The sequence below is a fragment of the Lentzea sp. NPDC051208 genome (genome assembly GCF_040682435.1).
Taxonomy (GTDB): Bacteria; Actinomycetota; Actinomycetes; order Mycobacteriales; family Pseudonocardiaceae; genus Lentzea; species Lentzea kristufekii.
In genome coordinates this window covers 191,467-210,091 of sequence record NZ_JBFBAW010000002.1, presented here as the reverse complement: position 1 = coordinate 210,091, position 18,625 = coordinate 191,467, and the positions used below count along the sequence as shown (strand labels likewise).

The following is an 18,625-nucleotide window of genomic DNA, read 5'->3' as shown; positions in this document are numbered from 1 at the left end:
TGCACCCACATTCAGATCAACTCCGGATAATGGACCATCGCCCATGCCGGTAGGGAGAACCCGTGGAACAGACACCACGCGCCGAGCCGCGGGCCGTGCTGGCTGTCGACGTGGAGAAGTTCAGCGACCCCAGCCGGACCAACCACCACAAGCTCGTCGCCCACGGCGGACTCTACGACGCGCTGCACGCCGCGCTGCGCGAAAGCAACATCGAGGAGCACTCCTGGCACCAGGAGGACCGCGGTGACGGCGCGATGTTCCTGTTCACCCCCGAGGTGCCCAAACAGGTGCTGTCCGAGTTCCTGCTCCGCCGGTTGATCGCGAACCTGCTGCGCTACAACGCGACGGTCACCCAGGAGGCGCGCATCCGGCTGCGGATCGCGCTGCACTTCGGTGAGGTCACGTTCAACGCCAAGGGCGCGGTCGGCGACTGCGTGAACCTCACGTTCCGGTTGCTGGAGGCAGACCCGCTCAAGTCCGCGCTGGCCGGCTCGTCCGCGGTGCTCGCGGTGATCGTGTCGAAGGCGTTCTACGAGGAAGTGCTGTGGCACGACCCGGCGGCCGAGCCGCTCGCGTACCGGGAGATCGAGGTCGCGGTCAAGGAGACCAGAACGTCGGCGTGGATCCGCCTGTCCGCCGAGTCGATGCACGCCGCGGCCGCGCCCGCGCCGGCCCCGGTGGCACCGGCCGAGATCGACGACGGGGCGGTGGTCGGCGGCGGTGAGTCGCTCGGCGTCCTGGCCGAGCTGATCGCCAGGATGCCGCTGATGGGGCGGATCGAGGGCCGGAGGTTGTGCCTCCAGCTCGTCAACAGCGCGCTGGACCCGCACGAACCACGGCTGCGGGTCGCCGAGTTCGACGACGCCCGGCTGCACGTCTTCGCGATCGTGCTCGCCTGCGGACGCCGGCCGGGAGCGGTGCGCACGTTGCTGCAGGCCCTGCGGCAGTTGCAGCCGGAAGCCCAGGAGCTGCGGCAGATCAGCCGCCTCGTCGAGGACATGGCGACGCTGGAGCTCTTCGGTGACGAGGACCGCCGCACCATCACCGAACTGCTGCGCGACACCGACTTCCCGCAGCTCGCCGAGTGCTACCGGGTCGCGGCGGGAAGCCAGGCCGCGCCCCTGCCGCCCGGCCGGCACGACGCCGTCGACGTGCTGAACCGGCTGGAGCGGATGAACGCGCGGCCCGACGGCGTCCCGCCCGCGCTCGCGTTGCTCGAACACCTCGCGCTGCACGCGGGGGACGTGCTCTCCCAGCGCCTCTGGCAGTTCTCCGAGGACCAGGCGCGCGCCATGGGCCTGCACGCCGACCTGCTCGCGTTGCGCGGGTCGATCTCCGCGGAGACCACGGAGACGGTCGCGCCCGCCGAGGCGTCCCTGGTGCTGCGGCTGCAGCCGCACGGCGTCGAACCCGGCCGCTACCTGCTGTCCGAGTGGTGGCAGGTGAACTCGGCGACGTGGGCCCCGCAGCGCGGCCGCGACTACACCGGCAGCCTCGCCGAGCTGCAGGCGCGGGTGGGCGAGCTGGTCGGCCGGATCGAGGGCTGGGCGGAGAACGCGAGCAGCGTCTCGATCGAGATGATCCTGCCGAAAGACCTGCTCAACCTGCCCGTCGACCAGTGGATCTCGTTCTCCGACGAGGTGGCGACCCCGATCGGGGTCGACTACCTGGTGTCCCTGAGATCACTGGAACGGAGCAGGGAGAAGACGAAACACCGCCGGTGGAAGCGGCGATGGACAAACCTGCAGAACCACCTCCAGGCAGGGGACAGTCCCATCGACGACGCGGTGCACCGCAGCCAGCTCGACGGCCCCAGACACCTGCAGAAACTCGGTGCCAAGCTCGCACTCGCCGAGAACGTCGTGCTGCTCGTGCTCGCCGACCCGCCGTCCGCCCGCGACAGCGTCGGCAGGGTGGAGGTGGCGATCGCGCTCAAGACCGGGGTGCCCGTGCTGATCTGGCACCGGGAGGACTGCGCCGGCAAGGCGTTCCGCACCGCCGTCGACGACCTGCTGGCGGACGGCGGGCTCGGCAAGCTGCTGGAGAACGTGAAGAAGCTGCGCGGCCAGGCCCAGTACGCCGACGACTGCGACGGGCACCCCGGCAGCCACATCAGCGTCCTGTGGGACGACCCGGCCCGGCAGGTGGAACCCCTGCCGCAGGAGGTGGTCGCGCCTTGACACGCACCGACGACTGGCACATCTACACCGGTACCGGGCAGCCGGGCGCCGAGGTGGACCTGCGGACCGACCTGCCGGAACCGCCGCCGTGGCGGGTGTTCCGGGGCGGTCCCGCGCTGCCCCTGCCGGCCGGCGGGGAGAACGAGAACACCCGGCGGATCGGCGCGCCCGGCGCCGACACGTCCTACCCGGCCGACCGGCACGAGATCGACATGGTCAACGCCGCCCTGCTGCTGCGCAGGCCGTTGCTCGTCACCGGCGGCCCCGGCACCGGCAAGACGTCGCTCGCGTTCCGGGTGGCCAGGGAGCTCTCGCTGGGACCGGTCCTGACGTGGCCGGTGACGTCGAGCACCAAGCTGCGGCAGGACGGCCTCTACGAGTACGACGCCATCGGCCGCGTGCACGCTTCCAGCGCCAAGGCGAGCGGTGTGCTCGACGAGCCGACCGACATCGGCGACTTCATCCACCTGGGACCGCTGGGCACGGCGTTGCTGCCGTACGAGCTGCCGCGGGTCCTGGTGGTGGACGAGGTGGACAAGGCCGATCTCTCTTTGCCGCACGACCTTCTCGCGGTGCTGGAGGACGGGGAGTTCCTGATCCGCGAGCTCGCCCGCGTCGCGCGCCGGACGCCGAAGGTCGTCGTGCACACCGCGGATCCCGGTGGCAGCGCGGAGATCCCCGAGGGACGGGTGGTGTGCCGCGCTTTCCCGTTCATCGTGTTCACCAGCAACCGCGAACGCGAGTTCCCCCCGGCGTTCCTGCGCAGGACGTTGCAGCTGGAGATGCAGCCGCCGAACGAGGAACAGCTCGCGAGCATGGTGGCGGCGCACTTCCGCGACGCGTCGGGCGGTTCCGCCGAGCTGATCCGGAAGTTCCTGCGCCGCAGCGAGTCCGAGGGCGGACTCGCGATCGACCAGCTGCTGAACACCATCCAGCTCGCGTCGTCGAGCGGGCTCACCGCGGACCGGGTCGCGTGGGAACGCCTGCGCGACGCCCTGTGGCACCGGCTTTCCACCACGGGGTTCGAATGAGCGCGGCGGAGCGCGACCTCACCGCGAGAGAACTGGCGGACGCGCTGTGGCTCGCGAGCCGGATGTGGAACGCGAGCAGGGAGGTGGCGGGACCGGCGGCGGTGCCGGCCACGCCGACGCGACAGCACGTCGTTCTGCCGATGGCACTTCCGCCTCCCGAGGACGTTCCACCGGCCCTCCGGTCCACCACGTCTCCGCACGGTCTCCCCGAAGTCACGCGGTCCACAAAGGACGACCTTCCGCGGTTCGCCCTCGGCACGCCGCCGCAGCACGAACCGGGCGCCGCGCGCCCGGTCACCGAGAGCCTGCCGCACACCCGCGCGATCTCCCGGGCGTTGCGACCGCTGGCGCGACTCGTGCCCTCGGACCACGAGGTGGAGTTCGACGAGGAGACCACCGCGGTCCGCGTCGCCGAGACCGGCGTGTGGCTGCCCGCCTTCCTCCCCGCGCTCACCCGGCCGTTCGAGATCGCGCTCGTCGTGGACACGGCGTCGCTGGAGATCTGGCAGCGCGAGATCGCGGACTTCCGCGCGGTGCTCGAGACCCAGGGCGCTTTCCGCACCGTCCGCCTCTACTTCGTCGACTTCGACCAGGAGAGCTCCGGCGACCTGCTGGTGCGCGTCGGCGCGCCCGACGGCCCGTCCCGCGGCCCGGCGGAACTGCTCGACCCGTCCGGTGGCCGCCTGGTGCTCGTGGTGACGGACGGGGTCGGCAGGGCGTGGCACACCGGCGCGGCCGACCGCGTCATCGGCTACTGGGGCCGGTCGATCCACGTGTCCGTGATGCACCTGCTCCCGCACGAGCTGTGGAGCTGGACCGGCCTCGTGACGACGAGGGTGCAGCTGCGGATGCCCGGCGCGGGCGCGCCGAACGCCCGCATCCGCTACCGCCTCGCCGACCCCTCCGACGAACGACCACCGGACACCGCGGTGCCCGTGCCCGTGCTGGAACTGCGCCCGGACTGGCTCGGCCACTGGACCCGGCTGGTCACCGGCGACGGCCCCGCCGTCCGCCTCACCACGTTGTTCGCCGACCCGAGTGCCAAGGAGAGCACCTTCGAGGTCGACCCGTTGCCGCACCTGAGCCCCGCCGACCGGGTGAGCCGTTTCCGCACCATCGCCTCCCCGCCGGCGTTCGCCCTCGCGGGCCTGCTCGCCGCCACCCCGGTCCCGCTGAAGCTCCCGGTGATGAGCGCCGTCCGCCAGACCGTGCTGCCCGGCACGAAGCTCTCGCACCTGGCCGAGGTGCTGCTCGGCGGCCTCGTCGAACGCGACGAAGGCACTTCTTCTCCCGGCACCTACGAGTTCCGGGACGGATTGCGCCAGGAATTGCTCTCCACCTGCTCGCGAGCCGACACGGCCCGCGTTCTGCGCACCGTGGCCGACTTTCTGGGGCCGAAAGCCGAAGCGACGCGCGGCATCAAGGAAGCGCTCGACGATCCGGACTCCGCCATTTCGGAGGCGACCCCGGAAAGTCTCCCTCATCTGCGCCTGCAACAGGTGATCTTTCGCGCGATGAGCGGGCCCTACGCCAAACGGTCCAATCGTATCAGTACGGTGATCGCGGATCTCACGGCCGACCGGGTAGAACCGGAGGCCGAGTCCGCTGATTCAATCGCGCGCGTGTCTGCTCCCGCCGAAGAGGAAAATCCCTCACAAATATCGACGCTCAATGCAGCTGACCCAGGAGGGACAGTGACGGTACGAGATGAGGCCTCGTCCACGATCCTGAGTCAGCAAGGTGACGCTCCACGCGCGTGGTCCGTCCCTCCGCGCAACTTCAACTTCACCGGGCGAACCGCCATGCTGGCGGCCCTCAACACCCGCCTGACCTCGGGTGACGCCAACCCGACCGCAGTGCTCCCCGAAGCGCTGTACGGACTCGGCGGCATCGGCAAGTCGCAGGTCGCGGTCGAGTACGCGTATCTGCACGCGGACGACTACGACGTCGTCTGGTGGATTCCATCGGAAGACCCGACGCACATCCGCTCGGTTTTCGTGGAGCTGGCCGCACAGCTCGGAATCCCGAACACCGGCGCGGTCAACTCCGTCATTGCGGCGGTACGGGAATCATTGCGGCGCGGACATCCCTATCGGCGCTGGTTGCTGGTGTTCGACAACGCGGACAAACCCGAGGACGTCCGACCTTTTTTCCCGACCGGCGGTTCAGGACACATCCTGGTGACTTCACGGAACACCCATTGGTCGAGCGTCGCGCAGACGGTCGAGGTCGACCTCTTCAGCCGAGCCGAGAGCAAACAGCTCCTGCAGCGACGCAACCAGGGTTTGACCGACTCCGACGCGGAACAGGTCGCCGATGTGCTCGGAGACCTGCCCCTCGCGATCGAGCAGGCAGCGTCCTGGCTCCGGGAGACCGGCATGAATGCCGGCGAGTACCTTTCGCTCTTCGCGCGCAAACGCGCGGAACTGCTCGAAGCCGGATTGCCCGTGGACTACCACGTGCCGGTCGCGGCCGCGTGGAACGTGTCGTTCGACCGGCTGAGCGAGGAGAACCCGGCGGCTCTGCAGCTGCTGCAGGTGTGCGCGTTCTTCGCTCCCGAGCCGATCAGCCGCAGCCTCTTCATCGAGCTGCAGGGCATCCCGGTGCCGGACGAGCTCGGCGAGGCGCTGCGCGACCCGTTGCTGCTCGGCAAGGCGATGCGGCAGATCAACAGGTACAGCCTGGCGCAGATCGACCAGAGCAAGGGCACGATCCTGCTGCACAGGCTGGTGCAGGGCGCGTTGTTCGACCGCATGACCCCGCAGGAACGCGCGCAGATGCGCCACGCCGCCCACGTGCTGCTCGCCACGGACGACCCGCGTGGCCCCGCCACCCAGAACAACTGGCCCAAGTACATCGAACTCCTGCCGCACGTGCGCGCGTCGAAGATGCAGGAGTGCGACGACCCGTGGGTCCGGCGCACCGCGTTGCACAGCGCTGTCTTCCTGGCGGCGTGGGGCGACGACCAGAGCGGTCTGGACTACGGGCGTGAGCTCCTCGCCTACTGGAGCGAGCGGTTCGGTGAGGAGAAGCCGGACACGCTGTCCACGGCGAAGCAGGTCGGTGTCTGCCTGCGCGCGCTCGGTCGCTACACCGAAGCGCTCGCGGTCGACGAGCGCGCCTACGCGGTGGCGCGGGAGAACCTCGGTGAGGAGTCCGAGAACACCCTCGTGCTCGCGAACATGGTCGCTCAGGACGTGCGCGCACTGGGGGAGTTCACCAAGGCGTGGCAGCTCAGCGATGGCGCGTACCGCACCGCGAAGGCGGTCTACGGCGAGGAGGACGGGCTTTCCCTCGCCGCGGCGGACAACCTCGGGATCGCGCTGCGGCTCGTCGGGCGGTTCGCCGAGGCCCGCGACATCGACCAGGCGACCTGGGAGCACCGCGCCCGCATCCTCGGAGACGAGCACCGGTTCACGCTCTCGATGCTCAACAACCTGTGCTTGGACATCCGCGAGTGCGGTGAGTACGTCCAGGCCAGGGACATGCTCGAGACCGCGGTGGCGAAACACCGCAGGCTCTTCGGCGACGACCACCCGGACACGTTGCGGGCCATCAAGAACCTCGCCGTCGCCCGGCGCAAGGCGGGTGACCACGCGGGAGCGCTGCGCCTCTCGGAGGAAGCGGTGCTCAGGTACGCGAAGCGGTACGGCGACAACTACCCCGGTTCGCTGGCCGCGTCGCTGAACCTCGCGGTGGACCTGCGGCAGGCGGGTGCGCTGGCCGAGTCGAGGGCACTGGGCGAGCAGGTCCTCGCGGCGTACGCGGAGACGCTCGGCGAGTACCACCCCTACGTGCTGGCGGCCAAGACGAACCTCGCGGTGACCCTGAGGCTCATGGGAGAGCTCGAAAGGGCCGCCGAGCTCAACGAGGACGCGTTCGTCACGATGCAGGACGCGCTGGGCTACGACCACCCGTTCACGCTCGTCTGCGCCACGAACAGGGCGAGTGACCACGCGGCGTCCGGCGACTTCGAGAGGTCCTACGCGCTCAACCAGAGGGTGCTCGAACGCTCCCAGCGGGTGCTGGGCGAAGACCACCCCTCGACGCTGGCGTGTCTCGCCAACATCGTCCTGGACCTGCGCGGAATGGGCCGCACCGCGGACGCCGAGTCGCTCCAGATCGACGTGATCAGCAGGTTCCGCCGCGCGCTCGGCAAGAACCACCCGGCGACCGTCTCGGCCGCCAGCAGCACCAGGGCGGACTGCGACCTGGAAGCACTGCCGACGGGCTGAGCGGTCAGCTCCCGACCCACGCGGCGAGCACGCGTGGGTCGGGGAACTTACCGGTGCGGCGGAGGATCTCGGCGTGCACCGCCATGACCACCGCGGGTACGCGCAGCAGGGCCCGCGCCGACGGATCGGCGAGGCCGAGACCGATCCACGGGGACACGTCGTCCGGGCGCGCGGCGATGTCGGCGACGTAGAAGCGGGCGGCGGCCTCCTGGTCGCCCGCCAGGTGGCGGAGGTCGGCTGTCGTCACGTCGGTGAAGGCATCGCTCGTGAAGCCGGCCGGCGTCCGCAGCAGAAGGCGCCGCAGTTCCATGCGCGGCAACGGTGACGCCGGCCGGGGCGTCAGTGCCGGGACCGGCAGCGCTCCGCGGGGCCGCCCGGCCAGCCAGTCCTCCGCGAGCCTCTCGACGGCGGCGGGCTCCGGTGTCAGGTGGCGAGCCAGCCAGGTGGCGCGGTGGTCCTGTGCGGCGAGGCGTGCCGCGTGCTCGGCGGCGCCGCCGACCCGGATCCGGCTCCACAGCGCCAGTCGCGCCGCCATGATCGTGGCGAAACGGCGCCCGGCCGCGGTCAGTTCGTCGCAGTCGCGCAGAAACCGGGCCGCGTGCGCTGTTTGGCGGCACCAGTAGGCGAACTCGAAGTCGGCGCGCTCGGACGGGGCCGTCTCCCGATGTGTCCGCCAGAAGTCGGTCACGCCGAGAAAGGCGTACACCCCTTGGAAAAGCCCGCTCACCGGCCGCGGATCGTCGCGCCACGGCGCGTAGCAGTACGCGCTGCCACCCACGGCGCACAGCGGTTCCATGGTCGCGAGCGCGGCGAGTTTCGTGTGCTGCACCTCGTGTGTGAGCGTCTCGGCGAATGCGGAGGGGTCGGGCGGGGGTGACATCAGCACCGCCCCGTACGCGTCCGCGGAGGAGCCGCTGTAGGGAATGCCGCCATTCCTCGGTGGCACCGGCACCACGGTGCTCACCAGCGCGCGGAGCGCCTCCGCGTGTTCGGTGCGCAGCAACGGCCACGCGTCCTGGAGACCCTGTTCCCAGAGCGCGACCTCGACGCCGGTCAAGCGGCGGGGCCCGGCTGTGGCGCGGTAGTCGCGGTGCGGCTCGACGTCGTCCAGCAGGGGGGTGAAGCCACCGGCACCGATCCGGCGCACGGGCAGCCAGCCTTCGTCGTCAGGGACGCGAATGGTGCGGTCCCCGAAGGACAGGCAGAGCACACCCGCCCGGCGTTCCGCTCGCGCCACCGCCCACGTGCGCACCTCCGGGAAGGTCGCGACGCCCAGCGAGGGCAGCGAGATCACACCCCGGCTCACCGGGACGTCCAGGGAGAAGTCGAGATCGCTCAGATGGGCCGCGACCACGGCCACGCACCTCAGGTGGCCGACGTCCGCCCACAGCGGTCCCGCCGACTCGGCGGTCCCGTGCAGTCTTCGCAACACGTCGGTGAGCCACACGCCGACCTGGGGCAGCAACAGGGTTTCGCGCACGAGGCCGGGGGACTTCCGCTGCGCCTCGACGAGCAGGTCCCACGCTTCGTCGACCCCGAGCAGAAGCGACCGGCCGGAGACCTCGTCCAGCAGAGCGCGCAGAGCGACCAGCCGGGCGCTGAACTGACCGTCGTCCAGCACCGTCAGGACCGCGTCATCACCACCGCCCCAGGCGAGTTGGTCGACGAACCGAGGCGGCAGCCGATGAGAGGTCAGCACGTGATCAGCGGTACCAGCTTCCGCTCGTCCCACCGCTCGGGCACCCTGGCGCCGCTGCAGTCGTTCTGTCCGCCCGAATCGCTCATCCGCGCCGCCCGGGCGCCCGGATCAGCGACGTCGAGCAGCACCGCGCGGACGGACGCGGTCACCGACTCGTCGGTGGTGTGCCTGAGTTCATCGAGAGAAATGCCTGTCAGGTCGACGAGTGCGCAGTTCACCTCTGGAGCCTCTTCCACGGGTTCCCTCCCGACTACCGACCGTGACACCGATGTCACTTGCATCATGCCCAATCGGCCTGGTGTATGGGAGATCCTTTCGCGTACATGGGTGCTGCTCCATCTGCGCCACCACGGGGAATTTCGGCACCATGGGTGATGTTCGGTCACTCCATGATCTCATGACCAGCGGAAATCCTTGTAGGAGGCCAAAGTGGACAATTCATGGACACGGATTCCCGTCACGGCGGAATATCGCGGTGTCCTGTCTGCGGAACCCGTTGCGTGCCAGGTGCTTTCTCGGCGGCCGAGGGCCGTCGTCGAGAGTTGAATCTTGACCGAGGTCGTTCGGGATGTAACGCTCCGCGTGGGCGGAGGGATGAGAGTTCCATGGGTTTGGTCACCTTCGAGGGCAGGGACGTCGGCTTCACCGATGCCCTGTCCCGTGTCGCCGAGCAACTGACACCACTCGGCCCCGCCGGCCGCTGCGTCGCCGAGACGTACGCGCTGGCCACCGAGATCCGCCGGGTGCACGAGTCGAAGGCGGTGGACGACAGGGACATCAGGCTGGCGGTGCTGGACCAGCGCCGCCGGGAGTCCACCGCCACGCTGCGCGGCATGCAGAAGGAGCTCGGCAGGGCGGGAAAGAGCGCGGCGGCGCTGCGGGAGTGCATGGTCAACATGCAGCGCGCGACCGTCAGGCCGGGACTGGAGCTGGCGGAACGCCGCGCCTACATCGACCTGACGCAGCACTTCACCACCATGCTCGTGCAGCACCACTCCGAACTCACCGGCGGCGTCGCGGACGTCATCGACAAGGTGCTCAACGGATCCGGCGCGGTCGCTCTCGCACCCGCCCGCCGCAAGCCGCGCCGCACCCGGTGAGCCGCAACCGGCAGGGCTGTGGCTGCGCGTTCGCGTTCCTCGCCCTGTTCTTCGCGATGCCGCTGGCGGTGGTGCTGGTGTCACCGGCGATCGCGGCGCGCATCGTCGTCGACGGCCGGCCCGAGCACGCGGTGTACCTGGAGCAATGGCTCTGGGGCTCGGCCGTGTCGGTGCCGCTGGCCGCGCTGGCGGTCCGGTTCGCGCTGAGCCGCCGCGGCCGGCTGCGCGGCTCGCCACCGGTGCGCCGCTGGTCCGGGTTCCTGGTGCGCGGCCTGGTGCTGCTCACCGCCACGAACGCCTTCGTGTTCCTGCGCAAGGAGCCCTCCCTCCTCGGCGACCAGGTCGTCGACGACGGCACATCGCTCTTCGGCAGCACCGCGCTGATCGGCCTCGCCGTCCTGGTCGCCATGAGGCTCTGGGACCGTCGCGCCCGCAGGGTCACCGTCGAGGAGGTGCGCGCGGCGGCCGCCGAGGCCGACCAGGCGCTGCGGCGCGTCCGCGCCCAGAACGACCGGGTGCGCCGCCAGGCCCAACAGGTGCAGGCACGCGTGGAGAAGCTCCAACGTTCGGAGACGCTCCCCCGTTCGGAGCGGCCCAGCGTCGAGTTCCACTCCCTGCGCGTGTTCCACCGCGAGTCCTACCAGTGCGCCGACACCGCGCACATCGCCTACCACTCCGCGCAGACCTCGCTGCGCACGATGGCGACCCTGGTCCGCCACGCCCGGCGCGCGCCTTACCAGTTGACCGTGAGCAGCCGGGCCCGCGCCGAGATGAGGGCAGCCGCGGCCCACCTGGCCCGCTCCCAGGGCGAGCTGCGGTCGCACGTGGACGAGGGACTGGGCATGGTGCGCACGTTGAACGCCAACACCTCCGAGCTCAAGCACGAGATCCGCGACCACTGCGGCAGCCAGGGCCGCGAGTGGTTCGAGGCCCTCGAGGAACGCGTCGAACAGGCCCGCGAAGAGCGCCGGGTGGCAAATCGCTTTGGAGGCGGTCAGTAATCTCCTCGTCACGGCCTCACGTGAGAGGGTTAGGGCGATGCCTGGCGTGTTCGTCAACTACCGCACCGGTGACGGTGAATGGGCGGCTGCCCTGGTCAAGCGGGAGTTGAGCGCGCGCTTCGGAGCCGATCAGGTCTTCTACGCGAGCCAGTCGATCCGCCTCGGCGAGGACTTCTCCCGCGAGATCCTGAGCGGCCTGCGCCGGTGCGAGGTCCTCCTGGCCCTCATCGGCCCCCGCTGGGTGAACGCCGTCGACCGCGAGGGCGTCCGCCGCCTCGACAAGCCCGACGACTGGGTGCGCCGCGAGATCCTCGAGGCCTTCGACTGCGGCCTGCGCGTCATCCCGGTGCTGATGGACGGCATCGACCCGCTGCGCGAGGCCGACCTGCCCGACGTTCTGCAGCGCGTCGCCCGCTGCCAGTACCTGCGCATCCACCACCGCAGCGACGACCTGGACCTGCCCCGCCTGGTCGACGAACTGGTCGAGCTGGTCCCGGAACTGGTCACGTCCCGCCCGATACCCGCTCCGGCACGCCAGGCCTGGCCGGTCGAGGGAGAGCTGCGCAGTCCCATCACCGAGTTCCGTGCGGCACTGGCCGGACCGCCGGGCCAGACGGTGAGCGACCGCGTCCAGGCCGCCGCCGGCGCAGCTCTCGAACTCCTGACGGAAGCTCGCTACCCCACATCCGGCCAGCTGGACGACGCTGATCTGCCCGCTGAGCTGGAAAACCGGCTCACCGGCTACGAGCACGACCTGGCACCGCTGCTGCGCTTGGTGGCCATCGGCGTGCGCTCCGGCGACCGCCGCCACGACGACCTGTGGACGAGCCTGGTCGAACGCTTCCTGCAACCTGCGCCACACCAGCGCGGCACACAGGAGGTGTGGACGAATTCGACGGTCTATCCGGCGTTGCTGCTCGTCTACGTGATCGGCGTCGCGGGCGTGGCGGCAGGCCGGGAGGACCTCGTGCACCGGACGCTGTGCAAGACGGTGATCATCGGAACCGACGGCCGGACAACGACTCCGATTCTGCGCGCGCTGGCCTTGCGGAACGTCGTCGACCCACGGCACGCGGCCTCGCTTCCGCTGTGGAGAGAAGCGCCTCCCAAGCAGGCCTTGAGTGTGCAACTGCGCCAGGTGCTGAGCCGGGTGTTCTTCAACATCCTGGACGGTAGCGCCTTCGACTGGGCGTTCGCGGACTATGAGTTCTTGCGCAGCCTGCTGGAGTTGCACGACGCGCCGTTCTCGTCGCTGGGCGAGTTCGCCGTGAGCCTCGATCGAGACGACTTCGTCATTTACGACCGCAACGCCGCGCGCCTGGACGCGGACTCCGCACTGTTGCGGTCCGGCGCGTTCGGCGGTGACACCCGGCAGGTCGCCGCGGCCTGGCGCGAGCTGCGCCAGGCCACTCGCGCCCGTTACGCGTAGCCGTCAGTCGAGACCTTCCACCAGCACGAGGCTGAAGATCTCGCCGACGGAGACCGCCAGCACCCCACTCGAATACCGGGGTGGAACCGTTGCCTGACCGTCGCTGTCGTCCCCCCAGCCGATGACGGAGCCGTCCGCCTTCAACGCCAAGCTGTGGTAACTGGTGTCCACGGCGATGACGCCGCTCATGGCAGTGGGCGGTACTGGGGGTGCGGGGCCTTCCCAAGTCGGGCAGGTCGTCCCGACCACCGAGCCGTTGCTCAGCACCGACATGCAGGACTGATGGCCCCCGGCGATGGCGACCGCGCCGCGCACCGGCGTGTGCATGGCGCAGGGCCCGTCCCCACCCCAGCCCCAGGCGATCACAGTGCCGTCCGCCTTCAAAGCCATGCTGTGGAAGGTTCCGGCCGAGATGGCGACGACATCGCTCGTGGCTTCTGGAGGAACGTCGTTCTGTCCTCCCCAGTTGGTACCCCACGTGATCACAGAGCCGTTCTTCAGCGCCAGGTTGTGGTACCCGCCGGCGGCGATGGCGACCACACCCTGCTTGGCTGCCGCTGGTACGTCGTTCAGTCCTACGGAGAAGTCCGCGCCCCAGGCGATGACGGAGCCATCGGCCTTCAACGCAAGACTGTGTTCCGCGCCGGCTGAGATCGCGACCACACCGCTGGACGCCTCAGGCGGGATCGCCACAGCCCCCTTCGAGTTCTCTCCCCAGCCGATGACGGATCCATCTGACTTCAGCGCGAGAGAGTGAAGCCTGCCCGCATCGATCGCCATCACGCCGCTGGACGCCTCGGGTGGGATCTGGAGCTGCTCGGTGCCCATGTCGCCCCAGCCCTCGACCGCTCCCCGCGCCACGGTGAACTCCCGGGACGACCGCGCTGTCAGAGTGCCCCTCGTGATCGTCAACGAGACGGTGTACCTGCCAGGGATGGTGAACCTGTGGTCGAACCGAGCCGTCTGCGCGGTGGCCACCGGAATGGTCTGCCCAAGCGGTGTCACGGTCCATTCCCATTGCTCCGGCTTCCCGGAGCTGTCTGCGCTGAAGTGCACTGACTCCCCGATCACGGGCTTCGCGCGCTGGACGTCGATCCGGTCGATGCCCGGCGGTGCCTGTGCCGGGTCCACGGTCACGTTCGTCTCCGTCACCACGGTCCCGCCGGAAGGGAACGTGGTGGTGGCACGGACGAGGAACTCTCCTTGCTCTCGCCAACTGTGGCGGACGGTGGTACCCATTTCCATCGTTCCGTCACCGAACGACCACTGAGTGGTCACGGAACCGGTCCGGTTGAGCACCAGCCTCAGTTCGAACTCGTCGCCGACCTCACCGCGGTTGCTCGGACTCACCTGGATCAGCGCTGAGGGCGGCTGCAGCGGGTTCGTCTGAGGCGTTCGCACCGATTGCCCAGGGAGTCCGAGTCCAGGCTTCTGCTTCTTTTGACCGACTTCGGTCGCCTGATCTGCCTGGGCTCGAGGATCAGATTGGGGTGGGTCGTACGAGGAGGGTCCTTCGGCGTACTTGGTGATCGTCCGGACGTCGCCTGCCAGGTCCAGCACGCCCGCCACACTGCCGTTCGGGTCGTTGAAGAACACGATGCCGTCGCGGGCTATCAGGTCGAAACGGACGGGACGGTCGAAAAGCTTTCCCACGGCGACCACTTGGGCCGAGCGGAGGTCGACGATCGTCGCCTGCCCGGTCGAGTAGTCGGGCACGACCGCGTGTCCGCCGACCTCGACGGGTGCTCCCAGGTCCGCACCTGGTGTACCGACGCGCACCGCATCGGCACACGAACCGGCGTCGAAGGAGCACATGATCAGCTCTCCGCGGGTGCCTGTCGCGATGAGCGCCGTCGCGGCATCGGCTGAACCGCTGACTGCCACCACGTCGCTGGGTCGGAGATCTGTCCGCACAGATCGAGTGACGGTGCCGGTCTCGCTGGAAAGCAGTTCGGCAGTGCCGCGCCCGGGATCCACGAGCACCGGTGCACCTCGGGCGATCGCCAGGCTGCCTGTCTTGGATGCGGCGGTGCGCGTCCTCTGACCGGCCGGGGTCAGCCAGACCAGGTCACCTGTCCTGTCGTCGATCGCCCACAGGCGTCCATTGCCGTCCACCACGGTGCTGTCCGGCCTGATAGCTGCCGCCAGCTTGTTCGGCTCCCCTATCGGAGCCAGCGTGTGCAGATCGGCCGTCGCGACCATGCCGCTGAGGAGGTCAACGCCGTAGACGCGGTCCCGTGCGGCCTTCACGACCAGCCCTGGGCTTGCGGCCAGCATGGCGGTCGACCTGCTGATGGCGCGGGTAGCACCGTCGACGCGGCTCAGTTCGCCGGTCTCCTGATTCAGCACCAGGGCGGCGCCGTCCTGCTGGGTGACGCTGAGCGCGGTGCCCTGCTTGGCGACTGCCACCGTAGCCGCCAGCTCCGCGCTGGCACCGTCCACGAGCACCGCGCCGCCACTCCACTTGGACATCAACCACGCCGCACCGGAGAACATGCGCACCTGCGCGGTGTCGTATCCGGGCCCGGACATGAGCACAGCGGCGGCCACAGCGACGGCGGTGAGCGCCGCCAGCGTCCGGGTGCGTCGTTTCATCGGTACCGCCCCATTTCCAGGCCTTCCCGTGCCTGTCGCTGTCGTCGTGCCGCGGTCCACCGCGTCCACAGTGGACGGGGATCCAGGGTTGCGACGAGTCGGCCTGCGGAGACGCGCCGGGAGTGGAGTTCCGTTCTCAGCCGTTCCTCCAACTGCCAAGCCTGATCTGCTTCCGACCGGCCGACGTGGTCGGGCGCGTAGATCGCCGTGGTCGCGATTTCGGCTGCATCCGCGATCAGGTTCGCCTTGTCACCGAGGACGCTACGGGCGTGCTCGGCCACCTCGTGAAAAGTGAGGGACACCGGCGGTGAGACGTTCTGTTCGGTCAGCCGGTCGAGCAGTTCGTGCCAGGCGCCGAGCACCCTCGCTGCCTGGTCCGGCGCGCTTCTCCTGCGTTTGCGGCGACGTGCCTTGGCGAACACGACGAAACCGGCCGCGAACATCAGGAACAGGAAGATGCCTGGTACGAGCAGCAGAACGCCAACCGGGACACCGTTCCAGCCATAGCCTTGTGCTTCGGCCACCTCGTCGGGCAAGGGAGAGACCGGGCCATTGGTGGTGGAGGACGTGCTCGGTGATGCAGGAGGTGGCGGAGCGACGCGGGGCACTTCGGTGGGTGGGGTCTGCCTTTCCCCTCCCACCGGAGGTGCGGGATCGAACGAAACCCAGCCGTACCCGGCGAAATGCACCTCGGACCACGCATACGCCTGGAGTGTGGTGACTTGGAAGCCGCCGTCCTTGTAGTCATTGAGTTGGTAGCCGACGGCGATCCTGGCGGGATAGCCCCACGCGCGCGCCAGCATGGTGAAAGCCGATACGTGTTGCTCGGCGAAGCCGGCGCCGCTCGTCGCATTGTCGATCAGGTTCGCCACAGCGGCGTACGACTGGCCTGGTGGGCCGTCCAGCAGGTTGGGCCGGGTCCTGAGGTCCATCTCGAGCGACAACAGTTTCTCGAATGGAGTGGTCTTGGTGAACTCCGTGAGCTTCATGCGGAGTGAGTCCGGCATGCCGGGCGGAAGGTCCGGCACTCGCTCGGACGTGGGGATGGTTCGAGACAGTGGGCCGTAGTCCCTGCCGGTGACCTCGCCGGTCACCTCGTAGGTGAGGCCTCGCAGGTTCGTGGTCGTGCCGACCACCACGCCGGAGTCAGGATCGAACCCGAACCGGTCCTGAGCGGTGCCGTCCGCGTTGAGTCGGGATGGCCAGCCGATGACCGGCAGGTAGGGGCCTGGGAGATCGTTCAGTTCGATACGTGCGGTGACCGGCGTGCCCTGAGTCAGCGCGGGGTCGGCGGTGAGCCGGCTTCCCGCTGTGCGGTACGTGTCCGACGACGTCCAGATGTTGCCGTCGAACACGTCCAGAGCCGCTGTGCGCACCCGGTCGATCTTCCTGGAGTCCTCACGGGTGAGCCGCATGGTGAAGAGAGTGCGCGGCTGTTTCTCCTTGAGCTGACTCTTCACGCGGGACAGAGGCGTCAGGGCATCGGTGATCTTGACAGGCGGCGCGAACACGTCGCGAGGGTCGAACCGGTCCGTACCGGACGCAAGGGGCAACGTCCGGCTTCCCGCGATGCCGACCAGAGCGCTGATGCCGAGCAACAAAGCCACGACGGTCAGCGCGCTGAGTGATCGGGGCGAGTGCCGTTCGAACCGGACCGTGGCGCCGCCGGTGCACCGGTGCGCACGCATTGCGATCAAAGGTAGTGCCGCTACCAGGAACACGATCGTGGCAGTCGTGTTCGCCGTGGCCGCCTGGTTGCCGACGACGAAGATGGCGAACACAAAGGCCAAGAGCGGCGGTACCAGCGGCGAGAGCACGTTCCGAGTCGTGAGGACCAGCAAAGCCGACGACGAGGCCGCAGTCCACGTCATCAAGATCGGCACGGCGAGAAGTTCGCCCCACGGGTCAGCTGGCACGGCGGTCGTGAGCAGGCGGTTCCAGCTTCCGTGCAAGCCGTCGAAGACGGCCGAGTAGGTGCCGTGGAAGACACCGAAGACGATGACGGCGGACAGGTTCGTCGTGGCCAAGAGCACGGCGAACCAGGTAGGACGACGGTGGCCCAGTGCCGCTGTCGCTCCTCCCACCACGCCCGCGATTCCCGTGGTGACGAGGTAATCGGGAGATGCGAAGAACTGCAGGTACACCAAAGCACCAGCCGCAGACGCGGCAACCGCCAGCGTCACCTCGGCTGCTGTCGCGCCGGGTAGGAGACGTCGCCAGCTCATCGCAGCACCAGCCGGTTCCAGTGGATGGCGAACTGATCGCTGCTGGTGGCGATGACGGTGAGCACGCCGTGCGGCCGAATCCCGTTGTCCGCGGCGGAAAGTTCAGCGAGGCTGATCGACAGGAATCGGGGACGCAACATCATGAGAAGCTGGGCGGCCTGGGCATCCACGTGACCGGTCACCACCGTGAGGGCGACGCCCTGGGCGCCGGCGATGACGTCGCGCACGCGTTCGGACAAGACTGCGAGGCCTTGGTCGGTGTGGCTCTTTTGCACTGTGGACAGGAACTCCAGAGCTGGGCCGGTGGATTCCCGTTCCACGGCGCCGGTGGTGCGCAGCAGGAACGGCAGCCGCGCGTTCTCGGCAGCCACGCAGAACGACGCGGCCACGCGCACGGCGTCCTCGAAGTGCGGACCGGGGTAAGGCGTGGTGCTCGTGTCCAGCACTACCAGCTGGCGGGGTTCGTCGGGCACCACGACGTGACGGGTCATCACGGTGCCGGTGCGAGCCGTTGCACCCCAGTGGATGTGCCGCCGGTCGTCGCCCGGCGCGTACTCCCGCAAGCTGTGGAACGCCGCCCCGCCGAGAGGCGCACTGTTGTTCGTCGGACCTTCGGCGTCCTGCGGGCCGCCGACCTCGACGGTCGCCAGCGGGTGTACACGCGGGTAGACGTGCACGACCAGCTCCGCGCCGCGTGCCCGGCCGCGATGCATCAGCCGCAAGGGGTCGGAGTGACCCAGCAGCACGGGCGGGATCAGGTAGCGGCCGCGGGTGGTCAACGGTAGGGCGTAGCCAACGGTGCAGCTGTCGCCGGCGGCCAGCGCCGGTACTGGAACGGCGGTGCGACGACCGCCAGCGGTTTCGGTGACCTGCAGGGGTGGGCTGCGGCGGCGGCCGGCGTTCGTCACGGTCAGGGCGGCTCGGGCGGCCGTGCCCTCGAAGACGCGATGGGGCCGGACCTCGCGCACGACGGTCAGGCGTGGTGCGGCGACCAGCCAGAGCGTGGCGACGAGGAGGGTCGCCGCGGCTGCGAGGCCCAGGGTGACCAGTTCGGGGTAGTCCGCCCACGTGCCCAGGGCTACCAGGGCGACGGCCGTGCAGGCCATGGCTGTGCCGGTTCTGGTCAGCAC

Annotated in this window: 11 protein-coding genes; 6 read left to right on the top strand and 5 right to left on the bottom strand. The window is 69.4% G+C overall.

The genetic code is table 11. The annotated features are described in order from the left end of the window. Positions 1 to 62: 62 nt before the first annotated feature. From AB0M48_RS05345 to fxsT, 3 genes are read left to right on the top strand one after another with little or no spacing between them, the layout of a single operon-like run. Entirely contained in the window at positions 63 to 2,180 is a 2,118-nt protein-coding gene (locus AB0M48_RS05345; RefSeq protein WP_363836110.1) for a hypothetical protein, read from the top strand. Continuing rightward, positions 2,177 to 3,211 carry an AAA family ATPase gene (locus AB0M48_RS05340; RefSeq protein ID WP_363836109.1) on the top strand — a complete coding sequence of 345 codons (1,035 nt, stop codon included), beginning with the start codon at positions 2,177 to 2,179 and terminating at the stop codon, positions 3,209 to 3,211. The genes AB0M48_RS05345 and AB0M48_RS05340 overlap by 4 nt, the downstream gene beginning before the upstream one ends. Then, positions 3,208 to 7,446 carry an FxSxx-COOH system tetratricopeptide repeat protein gene (fxsT, locus tag AB0M48_RS05335; RefSeq protein ID WP_363836108.1) on the top strand — a complete coding sequence of 1,413 codons (4,239 nt, stop codon included), beginning with the start codon at positions 3,208 to 3,210 and terminating at the stop codon, positions 7,444 to 7,446. The genes AB0M48_RS05340 and fxsT overlap by 4 nt, the downstream gene beginning before the upstream one ends. Positions 7,447 to 7,450: 4 nt before the next feature. Here fxsT and AB0M48_RS05330 read toward each other — a convergent pair whose 3' ends face one another. Both AB0M48_RS05330 and AB0M48_RS05325 read right to left on the bottom strand, forming a co-directional pair. After that, positions 7,451 to 9,145 (bottom strand): HEXXH motif domain-containing protein, encoded by a 1,695-nt coding sequence (locus tag AB0M48_RS05330; RefSeq protein ID WP_363836107.1) that lies wholly within the window; start codon positions 9,143 to 9,145, stop codon positions 7,451 to 7,453. Beyond that, positions 9,139 to 9,381, bottom strand: coding sequence for a hypothetical protein (locus AB0M48_RS05325; RefSeq protein WP_363836106.1), 243 nt, complete (start codon positions 9,379 to 9,381; stop codon positions 9,139 to 9,141). The genes AB0M48_RS05330 and AB0M48_RS05325 overlap by 7 nt, the downstream gene beginning before the upstream one ends. Before the next feature lie 369 nt (positions 9,382 to 9,750). Here AB0M48_RS05325 and AB0M48_RS05320 point away from each other — a divergent pair, with 369 nt between their 5' ends. The 3 genes from AB0M48_RS05320 to AB0M48_RS05310 are packed head-to-tail and all read left to right on the top strand — an operon-like array spanning position 9,751 to position 12,675. After that, the gene (locus tag AB0M48_RS05320; protein ID WP_363836105.1) at positions 9,751 to 10,245 is read left to right on the top strand and encodes a hypothetical protein; all 495 of its coding nucleotides are present in this window, start codon (positions 9,751 to 9,753) and stop codon (positions 10,243 to 10,245) included. Further along, positions 10,242 to 11,246, top strand: coding sequence for a hypothetical protein (locus AB0M48_RS05315; RefSeq protein ID WP_363836104.1), 1,005 nt, complete (start codon positions 10,242 to 10,244; stop codon positions 11,244 to 11,246). The genes AB0M48_RS05320 and AB0M48_RS05315 overlap by 4 nt, the downstream gene beginning before the upstream one ends. A 37-nt stretch (positions 11,247 to 11,283) precedes the next feature. Then, a complete protein-coding gene (locus AB0M48_RS05310) occupies positions 11,284 to 12,675 on the top strand; it encodes a toll/interleukin-1 receptor domain-containing protein (protein ID WP_363836103.1) in 1,392 nt (463 codons plus the stop codon). A 3-nt stretch (positions 12,676 to 12,678) separates the two neighbouring features. Here AB0M48_RS05310 and AB0M48_RS05305 read toward each other — a convergent pair whose 3' ends face one another. From AB0M48_RS05305 to AB0M48_RS05295, 3 genes are read right to left on the bottom strand one after another with little or no spacing between them, the layout of a single operon-like run. Further along, positions 12,679 to 15,270, bottom strand: coding sequence for a PKD domain-containing protein (locus AB0M48_RS05305; protein ID WP_363836102.1), 2,592 nt, complete (start codon positions 15,268 to 15,270; stop codon positions 12,679 to 12,681). Next, on the bottom strand, positions 15,267 to 17,495 hold the full coding sequence (locus tag AB0M48_RS05300) for a DUF3488 and transglutaminase-like domain-containing protein (protein WP_363836101.1): 2,229 nt from the start codon (positions 17,493 to 17,495) through the stop codon (positions 15,267 to 15,269). The genes AB0M48_RS05305 and AB0M48_RS05300 overlap by 4 nt, the downstream gene beginning before the upstream one ends. Next, a complete protein-coding gene (locus AB0M48_RS05295; RefSeq protein WP_363836100.1) occupies positions 17,492 to 18,625 on the bottom strand; it encodes a DUF58 domain-containing protein in 1,134 nt (377 codons plus the stop codon). The genes AB0M48_RS05300 and AB0M48_RS05295 overlap by 4 nt, the downstream gene beginning before the upstream one ends.